Below are 16,142 nucleotides of genomic sequence, written 5' to 3'. Positions count from 1 at the left end.
CATCGCTCATCGGAACACCCACAGGGATGACAGCAGATAGCTGAACACCGGCACCAGGGCGGTGGCGGCAAGCAGCGCATAGAGGGCCGGCACCCCGCAGGCAAGCAGACCGGTCAGCAGCAGGTTGTTGAGGCCAAAGCCGGCCAGCGCCACCGGCAGGAAGCGCCATGGCGAGCCGGCACGGGCGAAGGTCAGATAGCGGTGACCCAGATAGGAAACGCCGAAAGCGACCAGGAAGGCGCCCAGGTTGGCAAGATAGGCTGGCCAGCTCCACATCCCCAACAGCATGGCAGCGATGGCCATGTGGACTCCGGTGGCCACAGCACCGACCAGAGCGAATCGCAGGGGCTGCGCCGCCGACTTGGCCAGGGATCCGGTTGTAGACACGCTTGACCTCGATGCAACAGCACTTGACCGGCGCACGTTACCTCGGAGGTATCGAAACATCCTGTTGCAGCCGTTGCAATTCCGCAGTCTGGCGACGAACGGTCTGCTGTAGGCCATACGACCTGCGGCGACGAGGCACGCCGCGGAGCGGCGGAGCCCCGTGTTAAGGTGGGACATCCCATCTCTTCACGAGGCCCGGTCATGACTCCGCGCATCGAACCCTTCTTCGACGCCACCACGTCCACCTTCACCTATGTGATCTACGAGGCACCCGGCAGCCGCTGCGCCATCGTCGACTCGGTGCTGGACTACGATCCGCATTCGGGCCGCACCGCCACCCTGTCGGCGGATCGCGTCGCCCGCTTCGTGCGCGACCAGGGGCTGACCGTGGAGTGGCTGCTGGAGACCCATGCCCACGCCGACCACCTCTCCGCCGCGCCCTATCTAAGGCGGCAGCTGGGCGGCCGCATCGCCATCGGCGAAGGCATCCGCCGCGTCCAGGGCGCCTTCAAGGACGTCTTCAACCTGGAAGCGGAATTCCGCCTCGACGGCTCCCAGTTCGATCACCTGTTCCAGCCCGACGAGGTCTTCCATATCGGTGCCCTGAGCGCCCGCGCCCTGCACGTGCCCGGCCACACCCCGGCCGACATGGCCTACCAGGTGGAGGAAGACCATGTCTTCGTCGGCGACACCCTGTTCATGCCCGATGTCGGCTCGGCGCGGTGCGACTTCCCGGGTGGCAGCGCCCGCGACCTCTATCGTTCGATCCGCCGGCTGCTGACCCTGCCCGAGGCCACCCGCCTCTATCTGTGCCACGACTATCCGCCCGCCGGCCGCGAAGCGCGCCACGAGACCACCGTGGGTGAAGAGCGCGCCCTCAACGTCCACGTCCGCGATGGCGTGGACGAAGACGCTTTCGTCGCCCTGCGTACCCGCCGCGACGCCACCCTGTCCATGCCGACGCTGATCCTGCCGGCCATCCAGGTGAACATCCGCGCCGGCACCCTGCCGCCGGCCGAGGCCAATGGCCGCCGTTACCTGAAGATTCCCATCGACGGTTTCTAGGCAGTGAGCGGCAGGGCCACCCTCGCCCAGCCCTCGTCGTCCAGTCCCCAGCGATCATCCCTGAATCCGCGCTGACACGGCCCCCTGCGGGGGCCTTCGGCTGAATACAGGCGTCAGGGACAGCTACCGGAAATCGTCGCCACGACTGTTTCGCCCAACCCTGGGGCATACTGCGCGCCCCTTTTCACCTGGAGTCCTGTCGATGCCCGTCTGGTGGCTGCTCGTCCTGCCCTTCATCGCCGGTGCCTGCCTGCCGCTGCAAGCCGGCATCAACGGCCAACTGGCCCGGCACCTCGGCAGCGTCTTCGCCGCGGCGTCCATTTCCTTCATGGTCGGCCTGCTCGCCCTGCTGGGCCTGACCCTCTGGCAGCGTGGCGTCCCCACCCTGGGTGCCCTGCGCGAATTGCACTGGTGGCACTGGTGCGGCGGCCTGCTGGGGATGTTCTTTATCGCCATGGCCGCCTTCGCCGGTCCGCGCATCGGCGCCACCCTGTTCATGGCACTGGTGATCGCCGGACAGCTGGCCATGTCGCTGAGCCTGGATCACTTCGGCTGGGCCGGCTTTCGCCAGGACCCGGTGACCCTCGGCAAGCTGGCCGGCGTGGTGCTGATCGGTGCCGGCGTCTGGTGCATCGCCCGCGCCTAGGTCCAGGTCTAATAGAGATCGCGGCGGTAGCGGTCTTGATCGATCAGGCGCTGGACCTCAGCCTCGCCAAGTAGCGCCTGCAGCGTGGCCTGGACGCCGCGCCCCAGGCCCGGCAGGCTGCCGCAGACCATGATCACGGCATCCGCCGCCAGCCAGTCCAGTAGCAGCTCGCGCTGCGCCCGCAGGCGGTCCTGCACATAGCCGTCGCCGTCCCGCGAGAACACCCGGTCCAGCCGGGCCAGTTCGCCCCGTGCCTGCCAGGCCTGCAATTCAGTGCCGTAGAAATCATCGTGCGCTGCCGTGCGTTCGCCAAACAGCAGCCAGTTGCGCCTGTGCCCGGCGGCGATACGTGCCGCCAGCAGCGGGCGCACCCCGGCCAGCCCGGTACCGGCGGCGATCAGGATCAGCGGCCGTTCGTCCAGCGGTGGTCGGAAGCCGGGATGGACGCGGAGCCGCGCCTCCACGACGTCACCCGGCTGCAGCGCCGTGGTCAGCCAACCGGAGGCGATGCCCAGGCGGCCATCCGTCTTGCGCGCCTGGCGCACCAGCAGCCGCAACGGCCTTTCGCCGGGCAGCGAGGCGATCGAGTACTGGCGCACGGCGAGGGGCTTCAAGGTGTCGAGCAGGGCCTGGGCGTCCAGCCCCCGCAGCGCGGTCTGGTCTTCCGGCAGCAGCAGGGTTTCCAGGGCCACGGCGAGGGTCTGGGTGAAGCCCTCGCGCGTCACCACACTGTCCGCAGCCAGACCCAGGGACGACAGCCAGGCCGCCACCCGTTCGGCACGCTGGCGTGGCGCGATCTCGAGAATATCGCCGGGTGCCCAGCTGCTCCCGGGCGGTGGCAACAGCTGCAGCTCGAAGACCGCTCCACCGGGGCTGCCGGCATTGAGCCGCTGCACCGACGCCAGTTGCCAGGACTGCAGCGGACGCTCGGGCGGTGCCTCGGCACGCGCGGCGCCCAGGGCCTGGAGCTGAGCCTGCCAGAGCGCAAGCGCCTGGGCGTCGCCATTGTCCACCTCCACCGGGGCGAACAGCGGCCGGGCGCCCTGCCCACCCAGCCAGGTATCCAGCCGTTGGGCGAAGGCGCAGTAGGCCGGATAGCGCCGGTCGCCCAGGGCCAGCAGCCCATAGTTCAGGCCCGGCAGCGCGGCTGCCTGGGTCAGCAGACGTCGCTCGAAGCCGCGCGCGGCATCCGGGGCCTCGCCGTCGCCGTGGGTGGCGACGACGAACAGCGCCCGGGTGGCCCGCTGCAGCCGCTCGACCGAGAGCCGCCCCAGCGCGACCACCTCGGCGCTCAGTCCCGCCGCCTGCAACTGGCTGGCGGCCTGCCAGGCCAGCGCCTCGCCCTGGCCACTCTGGCTGGCGTAGCCGATCAGCCAGTCGGCGGCGCCCGCCGCGGCCGGTGTCAGCCCGCTTTGCGCCTGGCGCGCCTGGCGGCGTTTGCGCCGGCGATCCAGATAGAGCCAGAGCCCGGTCACCATGAACAGCGGCATGGCCAGGCTGGCGAGCAGCAGGGCCACCCGCCCCGCCAGGCCGAAGTATTCGCCCGAATGCAGGGCATAGACGCTGAGCAGCAACCGAGCGCCCAGCGGCTGCTCGCGGTAGCGGCGATGATCGAGCACCCGCCCCGCGCTGTCGAAGACGATGCGATTGAGGGCACGGACATGCTCGGCATCGTCGGGCAGGTACCAGAGGGTGGGATGGCTGACCTTGCGCGCCGGATTGGGCAGCAGCAGGCCGTAGCCTTCCACCCGTCCGCCGGTCTCCTGCCGAAAGCTTCGCCAGAGCGCGTCCAGGTCCACGTCCTGGCGCGCCACCACCCCCGAGATCCGGGGCTCCGGGGCGGCGCCCAGCAGGCGCTCGCCGGCCTCACGGTACCAGCCGTACGACCAGTAGAGGCCGGTCAGCGCCGCCAGCAGATAGAGCAGCAGGCACCAGGTGCCGGCCACGGCGTGCAGGTCCCAATGGAAACTGCGCCCCTGGCGCCGCCAGTCCAGGGTCAGCCAGGTGCGCCAGCGCCGAACCTGGCGCGGCCAGCGCAGGTAGAGGCCGGACAGACAGAGCACCAGCAGGATCAGGGTGGCGGCGCCGGTCAGGGCCTTGCCGACCGGCCCCAGGGCCAGGGAGCGGTGCAGGTCCAGGATCAGGCGAAAGAACCCCTGGCCGCGAGGCGCCGTCAGTACTTCGCCCGTGTAGCGATCGAACAGCTGCACCTCGCCCCGGCCCTGACCCTTCACCGGTGCCAGGCCGAGCAGGCCGTAGCCCTCCCCGGCCATGCTGGAGACGAAGCTCAATTCCTGGCCCGGAGCGAGCAGGCGCTGCCGCACCTCCGGCAGCGTCAGCGGACGCCGATCCGGCGTCGCGGCGGTCGGCGGCGGATTGAGCAGCTCCAGCAACTCCAGCTGAAAGCTGTAGAGCGCCCCCGTCACGCCCAGCACCACCAGCACCAGACCTGCGGCCAGGCCCAGCAGGCTGTGCAGCTGGAAGAGGCCTCTGCGGATCAGGGCTGAGCCCATTGGCGCAGGAGGTTGTGATAGACGCCGGTCAGCTGCAGGCAGGCCTCATGGCCCTGCCCCAGCTCGGCGGCCGCTCGCTGGATGCCCTGGTCGAGTTCGAACAGCTGGCCGCGCTGACCGGCATCGCGCACCAGGCTCTGGATCCAGAAGAAGGAACACAGCCGCGCGCCTCGGGTGACCGGCAGCACCCGGTGCAGGCTGCTGGCCGGATAGAGGATCAGATCGCCCGCCGCCAGCTTGACGCTGTGGGCGCCATAGGTGTCTTCCACCACCAGTTCGCCCCCGTCGTATTCGTCCGGCTCGCAGAAGAACAGCGTGGCCGACAGATCGGTGCGCAGGTAGCCGCTGCCATCCGGCAGCGGCCGCAGGGCATTGTCCACGTGCAGGCCAAAGGACTGGCCGCCCTGGTAGCGATTGAACAGCGGCGGAAACACCCGTGCCGGCAGCGCCGCGGCGACGAACAGCGGATGCCGCGCCAGCGCCTGCTGGATCAGCTCGCCCACCGCGCGCGCCGCCGGCTCGTCCGCCGGCAGCTGCAGATTGTCCTTGGCCATGGCCGACTGGAAGCCGGCCGTGTGCCGGCCATTGGCCCAGGCCGCCGCCTCCAGCCGCTGGCGGCACTCCCCTACCTGCTCGGGCGTCAGCACGCCCGGAACGCTGATCATCATGGTGATTCCCTCTAACGCCGAAAGCCCTGCGCAGGCAGGGCTTCGGTTGCTGCAGGCGACCTCAGAAGCTGTAGGTCGCGGTCAGGATGGCGGAACGGGCATCGCCGTATTCGATGGCCGACGATCTCGTGCTCACGCCCAGTTGCGAGCGCACCCGCTCCACATAGTCCTTGTCGAAGACGTTGTTGACGTTGAGTTGCAGGTCGACGTTGCGATTGACGCGATAGCCGACCATGGCGTTGTGCAGCCAGTAGTCGTCGAGCTTGGCGCCGTCGTTGCTGGAGGTGACGTTGCGCTCGCTGACATAGCGGGCGCCATAGCCCACCCGCCAACCGGCCGGCAGCTCATAGGTGGTCCAGAGATTGAGCGAACGCGGCGGGGTGTTGGCCAGGGCCTGGCCTTCGCGATTGCGCCCGTCCAGGGTGTCGGCGGCCTTGAGCGTCTCGCTGTCGAGGAAGGTGAAGTTGGCGTAGACATTCCACTGCGGGGTGATCCGCCCGGTGGCGCCCAGTTCGATGCCCTGCACGCGCTGCTTGCCGGCCAGGGCGGTGCTGCCATCGGCCAGGGTCTCCCGGGCATTGCTCTTCTCGACGCGGAACAGGGCGCCGTCCAGCTCCAGGCGCTTGTCGAGGAATTCCCACTTGGTGCCCAGTTCCCAGGTCTTGTTCTTTTCCGGACCCAGATCCTGGTTGGCCGCGCTCAGACCGGCGCCGGTGGAGGTCAGACTTTCCGCCGAGGGATTGAAGGAGGTGCCATAGGCCACGTAGACCCGGCCGTTCGGCGCCGGCTTGAACACCAGGCCGGCGCGCCCGCTCAGCTTGGCGTCATCGGCACTCAGGCGGGTCTTGCTGCCGCGCACGCCGTTGGCAACCGGGGTGGTATCGCTGTCGCCGTCGAACCAGTCGTAGCGCAGACCCAGGTTCAGATCCCAGTAGTCGTTGAGGGCGATGGTGTCGAAGGCATAGAGCGCCTTGTCGATCAGCACGTTGTTGGCGATGGCCGAGGTCTGCTTGTCGGTGGCGCCGTCATAGCGCTCCGGCGGCGCGGCCAGGGAGTAGCCGGCAGCGGGGAAGGTCAGGCCATAGCTGTAGGTGTCGCGGTCGTAGTCCTCGCGGGAGAACTCGGCGCCCAGGACGAAGGAATGCCCCAGGCCGAAGGTATCGACGTTGCCGGTCAGGTTGGTCTGGTTGATCCACATCTCCGAGGTCACGTCGCGGCCATAGCCCTGGGGACCGGCCGGGCGATAGCGGCCCGCGGCGACGCCACCCAGGTTGACGTGGGACGCCGAGATCACCACGTCGCGCTCGATGCGGCTGTAGCGGGTCAGGTTCTGCAGACTCAGGTTGTCGTTGAAGCGATGCTCCAGCTCCACGGTGAAGACATTGTTGTTGATGTCTTCCTTGTCGATGTTCTGGAAGCCGAAATAGGCATCGCGATCCACCCCGCCCAGGCGCTTGCCGTTGAGCGCCGGCACCCCGTAGTCGGGCTGGTTGTTGTCGGTCTGGTGGAAGTAGCTCAGGGTCAGGCGGGTATCGTCCGACAGGCCCAGGGCCAGCGACGGCGCGATGCCCCAGCGCTCGCGATCAATCTGGTCGCGGCCGGGCACATCGTTCTCGTGGGCCATCAGGTTCAGCCGGAAGGCGCTGTCGGTGCCCACGCCCTGCAGCGGCTGGTTAGTGTCCAGGGTCAGGCGGCGATAGCTGTCGGTGCCGAGGCCCGCGCCGATGCGGGTGAACTGGCGCTCCTGGGGCTTCTTGCTGATCAGGTTGATGGAGCCACCGGTGGTGCCGGCGCCGCCGAACACCGAATTGGGGCCCTTGATGACCTCGACCGATTCCAGGTTGAAGGTGTCGGTGCGGTTGGTCTGGGTGCTGTCGCGCAGGCCATCGATCTGGATGTTCGAGTTGGCGCTGAAGCCGCGGATATTGATGCTGTCGCCGGAGCCGCCACCACCCTCGCCGGCGTTGAAGGTGATGCCGGACACGTTGGACAGCACCGATCTCAGACTCAGAGCCTGCTGATCCTGGATGACCTGCGCCGGCACCACCGTCACGGTCTGCGGGGTGTCCAGCAGGGGCGCGGTGTACTTGCGCGAGGCGGACTGCTCGGCCTTGAAGCCTTCCTGCTGCGCCTGACCTTCGATGGTCAGACTTTCCAGGCGGGTCACCGGCTCCTTGGCGTCCTGGGCCTGCGCCCCGAGGGACAGCGAAGCGACGGCGACACTGAAGGTAGAAACCAGCAGACGACGCTGGGACAGCGAGGACATTTCCTTGGACATGATGGCGAGCCGCCTCCTTATGTGAATGCGGCGCGATTCTATTTGCAAACGATTATCAAATCCATAGCGAATGTAAATTATTCTTAACAATACGGAAAAGCGCCTGACACAGCGCTTTTCACCAGGCATGAAAAAGCCCGCGTCCCTGGCGGGACGCGGGCTCGATCGACGCGGAAAGCCCTTAGAGGTAGAAGGCCTTCAGCGGCGGGAAGCCGTTGAATTCCACCGCGCTGTAGCTGGTGGTGTAGGCGCCGGTGGACAGCCAGTACAGGCGGTCACCGCTGGCCAGGTTCAGCGGCAGGCCGTACTTGTAGTGCTCGTACATGATGTCGGCGCTGTCGCAGGTCGGCCCGGCGATGACGACTTCTTCCATCTCGCCCTTCTTCTCGGTCCAGATCGGAAACTTGATGGATTCGTCCATGGTTTCGATCAGGCCGGAGAACTTGCCCACGTCGGTATAGACCCAGCGCTCGACGGCGGTACGCGACTTGCGCGCCACCAGCACCACTTCGCTGACCAGGATGCCGGCGTTGGAGATCAGCGAGCGGCCCGGCTCCAGGATGATTTCCGGCAGCTCGTCGCCGAAGTCTTCCTTGAGGAAGCGGATGATCTCCTCGGCATAGGTCTCCAGGCTGTTGGTGCGATGGATGTAGTTGGCCGGGAAGCCACCGCCCATGTTGATCATCTTCAGGGTGATGCCGTCTTCTTCCTTGAGACGCTCGAAGATCACCTTGACCTTGGCGATGGCGGCGTCCCAGACGTCGATGTCGCGCTGCTGGCTGCCGACGTGGAAGGAGATGCCATAGGGCTCCAGGCCCAGCTGACGGGCCAGGATCAGCAGATCCAGGGCCATGTCGGGCTGGCAGCCGAACTTGCGCGACAGCGGCCAGTCGGCCGAGTTGGAGCCTTCGGTGAGGATCCGCACATAGATGCGCGAGCCCGGGGCGGCCTTGGCGATGTTGCGCAGGTCAGCCTCGGAGTCGGTGGCGAACATGCGCACGCCCTTCTCGTAGAAGTAGCGGATGTCCTTGGATTTCTTGATGGTGTTGCCGTAGCTGATGCGCTCCGGCTCGACACCGGTGGACAGCACCTTGTCCAGCTCGTAGATGGAGGCGATGTCGAAGTTCGAGCCCTTGTCGCGCAGCAACTCGGTGATCTCGATGGCCGGGTTGGCCTTGACCGCGTAATAGATCTTGGCGAACGGGAAGTTGCCAACGAGATCGTCATAGGCCCGGCCGATGGTGGCGGTGTCGATGACGACGAAGGGGGTTTCCTGCTGGTCGGCGAAGGCCTTCATCTTCTGGAAGGTTTCGCGAGAATAGTAATCTTCGACCTTGATGGACATGCGTCGGACTCCCGATGGGCAGAACAAATTGAAGGAGGGGGTGTTCTGAACGCCTAATCCGTTTCCCCACTTTGGTTCGCCTACTTCCCAAGGCACATCGCCGAAAGCAAAAAGGTCAACGCGTACTGGCGTTGACCTCGCTGTCTCGTCGTCGGTACTTGAGCCGGATGGATCGTTTCCAGCATGGACGTTCGGGCGCGAACTTTAGGGCCAGACGCCCTGAAGATCAATGTTAAATCCATGATCTTTACCGAACGGTGACGCGTGCGGACTCACCCCTCTCCTGCAACCGACCGGAGCGGGCGCCGAGATGTTCCTGGAGGGCGATGACAGGGGGAAATCAGGAGGCCGGACGACGTCATCGTCGGGCGTTGGCGATGGAGTTGCGTCATCTCGGGCATGGCACCCTAGCGTGGAAAACGGCGCAGCCTTTTCCACTGGGGCGTTCGGTGCCTGAGTACGCCCTCACCCCAACCCTCTCCCAGGGGGAGAGGGGGTCATCCGAGCGATGCCAGGCCACCTTCGATTCAGGCGCCTCGCCGTAGGTTGGGTTGAGCGCAACGAAGCCCAACACGCCCAACCCCAACCCCAGCGCCTTAGCGGAACGGCGGCTCGTCGAAGCTGCGCAGCTTGCGCGAGTGCAGGGAGTCGAGCTGGGTGCGCAGCTGGTCCAGGGCGGCGATGCCGATGGCCAGGTGCTGGCTCACCGCGCGGGCATAGAAGGCGTTGGCCGAGCCCGGCAGCTTGATCTCGCTGTGCAGGGGCTTGTCGGACACGCACAGCAGGGTGCCGTAGGGTACCCGCAGGCGATAGCCCTGGGCGGCGATGGTGCCGCTTTCCATGTCCACCGCCACCGCGCGCGCCAGGTTGATCAGCGGGCGTTCCTGGGCCCAGCGCAGCTCCCAGTTGCGGTCGTCGTAGGTCAGTACCGTACCGGTGCGCAGGCGACGCTTGAGCGCCTCCCCGCGTTCGCCGGTGACGCTGGCGGCGGCTTCCTGCAGCGCCACCTGCACCTCGGCCAGCGCCGGGATGGGGATGTGCGGTGGCACCACACGGTCGAGGATGCCGTCGCGTCTCATGTAGGCGTGGGCCAGCACGTAGTCGCCGATGGTCTGCGACTGCCGCAGGCCGCCACAGTGGCCGATCATCAGCCAGCAGTGTGGGCGCAGCACCGCCAGGTGGTCGGTGATGTTCTTGGCATTGGATGGGCCGACGCCGATATTGACCAGGGTAACGCCATGGCCGTCGCTCGCGATCAGGTGGTAGGCCGGCATCTGGAAGCGGTGCCAGGCGATGGCGGCGATGACCGCCTGGGCCTCGCTGGGATCCATGTCGCGCTCGATGACGACATTGCCCGGCAGGACCAGACGCTCGAAGCGCGGATCGTTGCGCAGTTGCTCCAGGCCATGCTGGATGAACTGGTCGACGTAGCGATGGTAGTTGGTGAGCAGGATCCAGGGCTGCACGTGACGCCAGTCGCTGCCGGTGTAGTGGACGATGCGTCTCAGCGAGAAATCGGTGCGGGCGGCGTCGAACAGCGCCAGCGGCAGCGGATCGATGCGCTCCCAGTCATAGTGGCCGTCGGCGATGTCATCGTGGGCCGCGGAGAGATCGGTGCTGGGGAAGACCCGCGCCAGCTCGGCGGCGGTCACGCCACTGCCGGCCAGTTCGTCGCCCTGCTCCACCACATAGGGATAGGGGATGTCCTGGCGACTGCGACCGATCTCGACCTGGAGGTCGTAGTCGCGCATCAGGGGTTCGAGCTGCTCCAGCAGATAGCCGCGGAAGGCCGCCGGATGGGTCACGGTGGCCACATAGGTGCCGGGCAGCTGGATCTTGGCGTAGGCGCGGGTGGTGGCCGGCGGCACGCCGGGCGCGCGGTAGCGGATGCGGATCTCGGGATAGCGGAACAGCTCGCGCTCGGCGGCGCTGGGTTCGACGCGATCCTTGAGATAGCGCTTGAGGGCGGCACCCAGGGCCTGGGTGGCCTCGTCGTGCAGAGCCGCAAGACGGTCGACCGCCTCGCTGGCGGTGGCAACGGCGGTGAAATCCTCGGATACGGAGGTCATGCAGGTTTCCTTGTTGGGGCGCTGGCTATAGCTGACACCCTAACACCCCTGGGTGACAACGGCTGTGACGGCTCATAGGGGTTTGTCACCCTGGGCATGCTGTTCCCACAGCCGGCGATAATGGCCGTCGGGCCGCTGCAGCAAGGCCTCGTGACTGCCCTCCTCCACCTTGCGGCCATCACGCAGCACCAGGATGCGATCGGCATGGCGGATGGTGGACAACCGGTGCGCCACCACGATCAGGGTGACCTGGCCACGCAACTCGTCCAGCGCCCCCTGCAGCCGCGCCTCGGTGGCGCTGTCGATGCTGGCGGTGGCCTCGTCGAGCAAGAGGACCTTGGGTTCGCGCAGCAGCGCCCGGGCCAGCGCCAGCAGTTGCCGCTCGCCGGTGGACAGGGTGAAGCCACGCTCGCCCAGCAGGGTATCCAGGCCTTCCGGCAACCGCGCCACCAGGTCGTCCATATGGGCGGCAGCCAGGGCCTCGCGCAGCCGCGCATCCGACACCTGGCTGCCCAGCAGCAGGTTGTCCCTGAGACTGGTGGAACGGATGAAGGGCTCCTGGGGCACGCTGGCCAGGGCGGCGCCCAGCACTTCCGGGGTCAGCGTGCCCAGTTCGCGACCGTCCAGGCAGAGGTGGCCGCCGGTGACCGGTTGCAGTCCGGCGAGCAGGTCGAGCAGCGTCGACTTGCCGCTGCCGGTGGGGCCGACGATACCGAGAAAGGTGCCCGGAGCGATGTCCAGGTCGATGCCGTGCAGGGTGTCGTGACCCGCGCCGGCATGGCGAAAACGCACCGCGTCGAGGTGGAAGTGCGCGGTCGCGATGGGCCGGTCATCTTCGCCACTCAATGCCGGCTTCTCTTCCAGCAGGTGCAGCAGCCGGGTGCCGGCCACCGTGGCCTGCTGGAACAGGTTGAATCTCTGGGTGATGTCCATCAGCGGCTCGGTCACCCGCCCCAGGTAGGTGACGAAGGCATAGAGCACACCGATCTCGGCGCCGCCCTGCAGATGGCCCATCCCGTAGACCAGCAGCAGCACCGCCAGCACCGCCACGCTGACCAGATCCAGCGCCGAGCGCAGCAGCAACCCGGAGACGCGGATGGTGCGCATGCGGGCACCGTACTGGGCCTGGTTGAGGCGCTGGAAATCCTGGCGGAAGCGCTCGGTCTGGTTGAAGGCCTGCAGAAGACCCATGCCGCCGATGGCCTCGCCCAGGCGGGCGCTCTGCTCGGCGCGCAGCATCCGCACCTCCATGGCCGCCGCGCCGCTGTATCGCTGGTAGGCCCAGACGATCAGCACCGCGGCCGGGATTAGCAGCACGGCGATGGCCATCAGGCGTACGTCGAGCAGCGCCATGGCCACCAGGATGCCGATCAGCAGCACGATGTTGCCGACCATGTTGCCGAGGAAGGCCACATAGAGTTCGCGCAGGGCATCGGTGTCGTTGGTGACCCGCGCCACCAGTTCGCCGGTGGCGGTACGATCGTGGAAGCTCTGCGGCAGGCTCAGCACATGGCGGAACAGCCGGCGCCGCTGCAGGAGCACCACGTCCATGGCGATCTCGGCGAATCTCAGGGATTGCAGATAGCGGCCATAGGCGGCCAGGCCCTGGGAAACCACATAGGCGGCGACCAGGCCCACCAGCGGCCAGAGGCGCAGGTCGTGGGGCACCAGGTAGTTGTCCAGGTAGTGCTTGGTCAGCCAGGGCCCCAGCACGTCGAACAGCGTGGCCACGACCAGGATCGCCAGGGTGCCGGCCAGCTTGCGCGGATTGGCCAGTACCGGCTTGAGCAGCAGGGAAAGCACGCGCGTCCTGGTCATTGGCTGGCCTCCTCCGCCTGTTGAAGATTCCACAGTCGGGCATAGAGCCCCCCGGCGGCGAGCAGCTCGCCATGGCGACCCCGCTCCACCAGGCTGCCCTGGTCGAGCACGATGATCTCGTCGGCGTGCTGCACGGCCGAGAGACGGTGGCTGACGATCAGTGTGGTACGTCCCTCCAGCCCGGCCAGCGTCTTGAGCAAGCGGGCTTCGGTGGCGGTATCCACCGCCGAGAGGGTGTCGTCCAGCAGCAGGATGGGCGCGGGCGAGAGCAACGCCCGGGCCAGGGCCACCCGCTGGCGTTGGCCGCCAGAGAGGGTCAGGCCGCGCTCGCCCACCGGCGTATCCAGCCCGTGCGGCAGCGCCGCCAGATCGGTGGCGAAGGCGGCGGCGTCCAGGGCTTCGCGGATCTCCCCGGCGGTGGCATCGGGACGACTGAGGGCGACGTTCTCACCCAGGGTGCGAGCGAACAGGAAGGGATCCTGGGGCACATAGGCGAACTGGGCGCGCAGATCGCCCAGCCGATACTCCTCCAGCGGCACCCCGCCCAAGCGGATGCTGCCCTGCTCCAGCGGAAACTGGCGCAGCAGCAGGCGCAGCAGGGTGCTCTTGCCGCTGCCGGTGGCGCCGACGATGCCCAGGGTATCGCCGGCGGGCAGGTCGATGACCACGTCCTGCAAGGCCGGCTGACGCGCCTGGGGATAGGTGAAGGCCGGAATATAGACCGACAGATCGGCCTGGTCCGGCGGCGTCCGGGTGCCCTCGTCGCGAATGCGCTCGGTGACGGCGAACACCTCTTCCAGCCGGCGGGCCCCGGCCTCGCCGCGCTGCAGCAGGTTGAAGCACCAGCCGATGGCGAACATCGGCCAGATCAGCTGCACCAGATAGAGGCTGAAGCTGGTCAGCTGGCCAAGGGTGATGTGGCCGTCGAGATAGCGCCAGCTGCCCATGACCAGGGTCAGCAGGGTGGCAAGACTCAGGGCGACGAAGATGATCGGCTCGTAGCGCGCCTCGGTGCGCTGCACCTGGTAGTCGGCCTTGGCCACGCTGCGGGCGCGGGCGTCGAAGTCGTCCAGCTCGGCTTCGATCAAGGCATGCTGGCGCAGCATGCGCAGGCCGCTCAAGGCTTCCTGGGTGCGGTCGTTGAGGGCGGAAAAGCCGGCCAGCGCCAGGCCGAAGCGCTGCTGCACCCGCCGCGCCACGCGATAGAAACCCCAGGCCATGAAGGGAAAGGGCAACAGCGCCAGGGCGGCCAGGGGCGCGTCGATGCCGATGAACATGGCCAGCAGCACCAGCAGCAGGGTCAGCATGCCATCGAAACTGGCCAGCACCCCTTCGCCGGCCGCGGTCTCCACGGCGTCGATGTCCTGGGTGGCGCGGGCCAGCAGGTCACCGGTGCGACTGGACTGGAAGAAGCCGGGGTCCAGCCGCGCCAGCTTGGCGAAGAAGGCGTCGCGCAGCTCCACGCCGACCTGGTAGGAGGTGCCGAACAGGCGCACCCGCCACTGATAGCGGAGCACATAGAGGCCACAGCCGACCGCCACGATCAGGGCGACGCGCCAGAGCAGGCCGGTCTGATCCAGCTCGCCGGCGCGCAGGGCGTCGATGGCCTTGCCGATCCACCAGGGCAGCGTCAGGTTGAGCAGGCCGACGCCCAGCAGGCAGAGGATGGCAGTCCCGTAGGCACGCCGTTGGCGCAGGAAGAAATCACGCAACAACCGCCACAACGCCATAGAACCGCCTTACCCGAGCAAAGGTGCAGTATATCGGCTACCCAACCGGCCGCGGAGTTCCTTCGTCCCGATCCGGGTCCCATGTCAACGGGTGGCGCAGGGCGCAAGGTCGTTGTAGGGTGCCACTCCCTGCGGCACCCGGCCGCTGCGCCCCTTTTTCCCTTTGCTAGGCTGACGCCCATGACCCTCGAACCCCAACGTCCTGTCGTCCTCTGCCTGTCCGGCCACGATCCGAGTGGCGGCGCCGGGCTGCAGGCCGACATCGAAGCCCTGCTCGCCCAGGGTTGCCATGCCGCCCCGGCGGTCACTGCCCTGACCGTGCAGGACACCGTCGACGTGCATGACTTCCGGGTGCTGGATCGCGAGTGGGTGCTGGCCCAGGCGCGGGCGATCATCGCCGACCTGCCGGTGGCGGCGGTCAAGCTGGGCATGCTCGGTTCGGTGGAGATGGTCGAGACGGTGCTGGAGATCATGGAGTCCCTGCCCGGCGTCCCCCTGGTCTGCGATCCGGTGCTGCGCGCCGGTGGCGGCGGCGCCTTGGGCAAGGACGAGGTCGGCTACGCCATCCGCGAGCGGCTGCTGCCGCGCGCCACCATCGCCACCCCCAACCTGCCCGAGGCACGCATCCTCGCCGAGTTGCCCGAAGGCACTCCAGAGGAGTGCGCCGAGCGCCTGCTGCCCTTCTGCGCCCACCTGCTGATCACCGGCGGTCATGGCGAGGAGCACGAGGTGCACAACCGCCTCTATGACCGTGCCGGTGGCTGCGAGACCCACGTCTGCCAGCGCCTGCCCGGCAGCTACCACGGCTCCGGCTGCACCCTGGCCAGCACCCTGGCCGGGCGCCTGGCGCTGGGCGAAGCCCTGCCCAGTGCGGTGCGCAGCGCCCTGGACTACACCTGGCGCACCCTGAGAGACGCCGAACGCCCCGGGCGCGGCCAGTACGTGCCGCGCCGCCTGCCGCTGGATTTCTGCTCATGAGCCCGCTGCGCGGCCTCTATGCCATCACCGACAGCGCCCTGCTCGCCGAGGGTCGCCTGCTGCCCTATGTCGAAGCCGCGCTGCAGGGCGGAGCCCGGCTGGTGCAGTACCGCGACAAGTCAGGCGACGCCAGCCGCCGCCAGGACGAAGCCGCCGCCCTGGCCGAGCTCTGCCAGCAGCATGGCGCCAACCTGATCATCAATGACGACCTCGCCCTGGCCCGCCAGCTGGGCGTCGGCCTGCACCTGGGCCAGCAAGACGGCTCCCTGGTCGCGGCCCGCGCCGCACTGGGCGCGGAGGCGATTCTCGGCGGCACCTGTCACGCCAGCCTGCAACTGGCCGAGGCTGCAGTCCAGGCTGGTGTCAGCTACCTGGCCTTCGGCCGGTTCTTCGCCTCCAGCACCAAGCCGGATGCCCCGCCAGCGCCCCTGGAATTGCTCGACCAGGCCCGCCGCCGCTTCGCCCTGCCCGTCTGCGCCATCGGCGGTGTCACCCTGGACAACGCCCCGCACCTGCTCGCCCACGGCGTCGATCTGCTCGCCGTCGTCCACAGTCTGTTTGCCGCCGCCAACGCGGGCGAGGTGGAGCGCCGCGCGCGCGCCTTCGCCCGGCTGTTCGCGGCCTGATCCCGTTCAAGGAGACCTC

At 67.8% G+C, this 16,142-nt stretch carries 12 protein-coding genes; 4 read left to right on the top strand and 8 right to left on the bottom strand.

Annotated elements, in window-relative coordinates:
* Positions 1 to 6: 6 nt before the first annotated feature.
* Complete coding sequence (locus tag OMP44_RS18945; protein ID WP_280310650.1) at positions 7 to 447, bottom strand: GtrA family protein; 441 nt, start codon at positions 445 to 447, stop codon at positions 7 to 9.
* A gap of 141 nt (positions 448 to 588) precedes the next feature.
* On the opposite strand from OMP44_RS18945, the gene OMP44_RS18940 reads away from it, so the two are divergent.
* Both OMP44_RS18940 and OMP44_RS18935 read left to right on the top strand, forming a co-directional pair.
* Positions 589 to 1,452 carry an MBL fold metallo-hydrolase gene (locus tag OMP44_RS18940; protein ID WP_133859944.1) on the top strand — a complete coding sequence of 288 codons (864 nt, stop codon included), beginning with the start codon at positions 589 to 591 and terminating at the stop codon, positions 1,450 to 1,452.
* 196 nt (positions 1,453 to 1,648) lie between these two features.
* A complete protein-coding gene (locus OMP44_RS18935) occupies positions 1,649 to 2,098 on the top strand; it encodes a DMT family transporter (RefSeq protein ID WP_241495391.1) in 450 nt (149 codons plus the stop codon).
* A gap of 8 nt (positions 2,099 to 2,106) precedes the next feature.
* On the opposite strand, the gene OMP44_RS18930 is transcribed toward OMP44_RS18935, so the two are convergent.
* The 7 genes from OMP44_RS18930 to OMP44_RS18900 all read right to left on the bottom strand — a co-directional run bounded on the left by OMP44_RS18930 (position 2,107) and on the right by OMP44_RS18900 (position 14,519).
* Positions 2,107 to 4,611 carry a PepSY domain-containing protein gene (locus tag OMP44_RS18930; RefSeq protein WP_280310403.1) on the bottom strand — a complete coding sequence of 835 codons (2,505 nt, stop codon included), beginning with the start codon at positions 4,609 to 4,611 and terminating at the stop codon, positions 2,107 to 2,109.
* Positions 4,596 to 5,279, bottom strand: a complete 684-nt coding sequence (locus OMP44_RS18925) for a Fe2+-dependent dioxygenase (RefSeq protein ID WP_187978611.1) — start codon at positions 5,277 to 5,279, stop codon at positions 4,596 to 4,598. The genes OMP44_RS18930 and OMP44_RS18925 overlap by 16 nt, the downstream gene beginning before the upstream one ends.
* A gap of 61 nt (positions 5,280 to 5,340) precedes the next feature.
* Positions 5,341 to 7,557 (bottom strand): TonB-dependent receptor, encoded by a 2,217-nt coding sequence (locus tag OMP44_RS18920; RefSeq protein ID WP_280310400.1) that lies wholly within the window; start codon positions 7,555 to 7,557, stop codon positions 5,341 to 5,343.
* A gap of 181 nt (positions 7,558 to 7,738) precedes the next feature.
* Positions 7,739 to 8,902, bottom strand: coding sequence for a type III PLP-dependent enzyme (locus OMP44_RS18915; protein ID WP_158896225.1), 1,164 nt, complete (start codon positions 8,900 to 8,902; stop codon positions 7,739 to 7,741).
* A gap of 596 nt (positions 8,903 to 9,498) precedes the next feature.
* On the bottom strand, positions 9,499 to 10,971 hold the full coding sequence (gene amn, locus OMP44_RS18910) for an AMP nucleosidase (RefSeq protein WP_280310397.1): 1,473 nt from the start codon (positions 10,969 to 10,971) through the stop codon (positions 9,499 to 9,501).
* Between the two features lie 72 nt (positions 10,972 to 11,043).
* The gene (locus OMP44_RS18905) at positions 11,044 to 12,789 is read right to left on the bottom strand and encodes an ABC transporter ATP-binding protein (RefSeq protein ID WP_273862707.1); all 1,746 of its coding nucleotides are present in this window, start codon (positions 12,787 to 12,789) and stop codon (positions 11,044 to 11,046) included.
* Complete coding sequence (locus OMP44_RS18900; protein ID WP_280310395.1) at positions 12,786 to 14,519, bottom strand: ABC transporter ATP-binding protein; 1,734 nt, start codon at positions 14,517 to 14,519, stop codon at positions 12,786 to 12,788. The genes OMP44_RS18905 and OMP44_RS18900 overlap by 4 nt, the downstream gene beginning before the upstream one ends.
* A gap of 180 nt (positions 14,520 to 14,699) precedes the next feature.
* On the opposite strand from OMP44_RS18900, the gene OMP44_RS18895 reads away from it, so the two are divergent.
* Both OMP44_RS18895 and thiE read left to right on the top strand, forming a co-directional pair.
* On the top strand, positions 14,700 to 15,497 hold the full coding sequence (locus tag OMP44_RS18895; RefSeq protein ID WP_273862708.1) for a hydroxymethylpyrimidine/phosphomethylpyrimidine kinase: 798 nt from the start codon (positions 14,700 to 14,702) through the stop codon (positions 15,495 to 15,497).
* Positions 15,494 to 16,123, top strand: a complete 630-nt coding sequence (gene thiE, locus OMP44_RS18890; protein WP_273862709.1) for a thiamine phosphate synthase — start codon at positions 15,494 to 15,496, stop codon at positions 16,121 to 16,123. Before OMP44_RS18895 ends, thiE begins: the two co-directional genes overlap by 4 nt.
* Positions 16,124 to 16,142: the final 19 nt, after the last annotated feature.

Origin of the sequence: Pseudomonas flavocrustae, assembly GCF_029872515.1 — a bacterium.
GTDB lineage: Bacteria > Pseudomonadota > Gammaproteobacteria > Pseudomonadales > Pseudomonadaceae > Chryseomonas > Chryseomonas aestiva.
Note: the sequence above shows the minus strand (reverse complement) of the source record. Positions and strands in the feature narration are given on the sequence as shown.

What these genes read in the sequence shown, in the direction of transcription:
- OMP44_RS18900 (WP_280310395.1), bottom strand. Translation starts at nt 14,519, where the DNA reads ATGGCGTTGTGGCGGTTGTTGCGTGATTTCTTCCTGCGCCAACGGCGT.
- OMP44_RS18905 (WP_273862707.1), bottom strand. Translation starts at nt 12,789, where the DNA reads ATGACCAGGACGCGCGTGCTTTCCCTGCTGCTCAAGCCGGTACTGGCC.
- OMP44_RS18895 (WP_273862708.1), top strand. Translation starts at nt 14,700, where the DNA reads ATGACCCTCGAACCCCAACGTCCTGTCGTCCTCTGCCTGTCCGGCCAC.
- OMP44_RS18940 (WP_133859944.1), top strand. Translation starts at nt 589, where the DNA reads ATGACTCCGCGCATCGAACCCTTCTTCGACGCCACCACGTCCACCTTC.
- OMP44_RS18945 (WP_280310650.1), bottom strand. Translation starts at nt 447, where the DNA reads ATGTTTCGATACCTCCGAGGTAACGTGCGCCGGTCAAGTGCTGTTGCA.
- amn (WP_280310397.1), bottom strand. Translation starts at nt 10,971, where the DNA reads ATGACCTCCGTATCCGAGGATTTCACCGCCGTTGCCACCGCCAGCGAG.
- OMP44_RS18915 (WP_158896225.1), bottom strand. Translation starts at nt 8,902, where the DNA reads ATGTCCATCAAGGTCGAAGATTACTATTCTCGCGAAACCTTCCAGAAG.
- OMP44_RS18925 (WP_187978611.1), bottom strand. Translation starts at nt 5,279, where the DNA reads ATGATGATCAGCGTTCCGGGCGTGCTGACGCCCGAGCAGGTAGGGGAG.
- OMP44_RS18920 (WP_280310400.1), bottom strand. Translation starts at nt 7,557, where the DNA reads ATGTCCAAGGAAATGTCCTCGCTGTCCCAGCGTCGTCTGCTGGTTTCT.
- thiE (WP_273862709.1), top strand. Translation starts at nt 15,494, where the DNA reads ATGAGCCCGCTGCGCGGCCTCTATGCCATCACCGACAGCGCCCTGCTC.
- OMP44_RS18930 (WP_280310403.1), bottom strand. Translation starts at nt 4,611, where the DNA reads ATGGGCTCAGCCCTGATCCGCAGAGGCCTCTTCCAGCTGCACAGCCTG.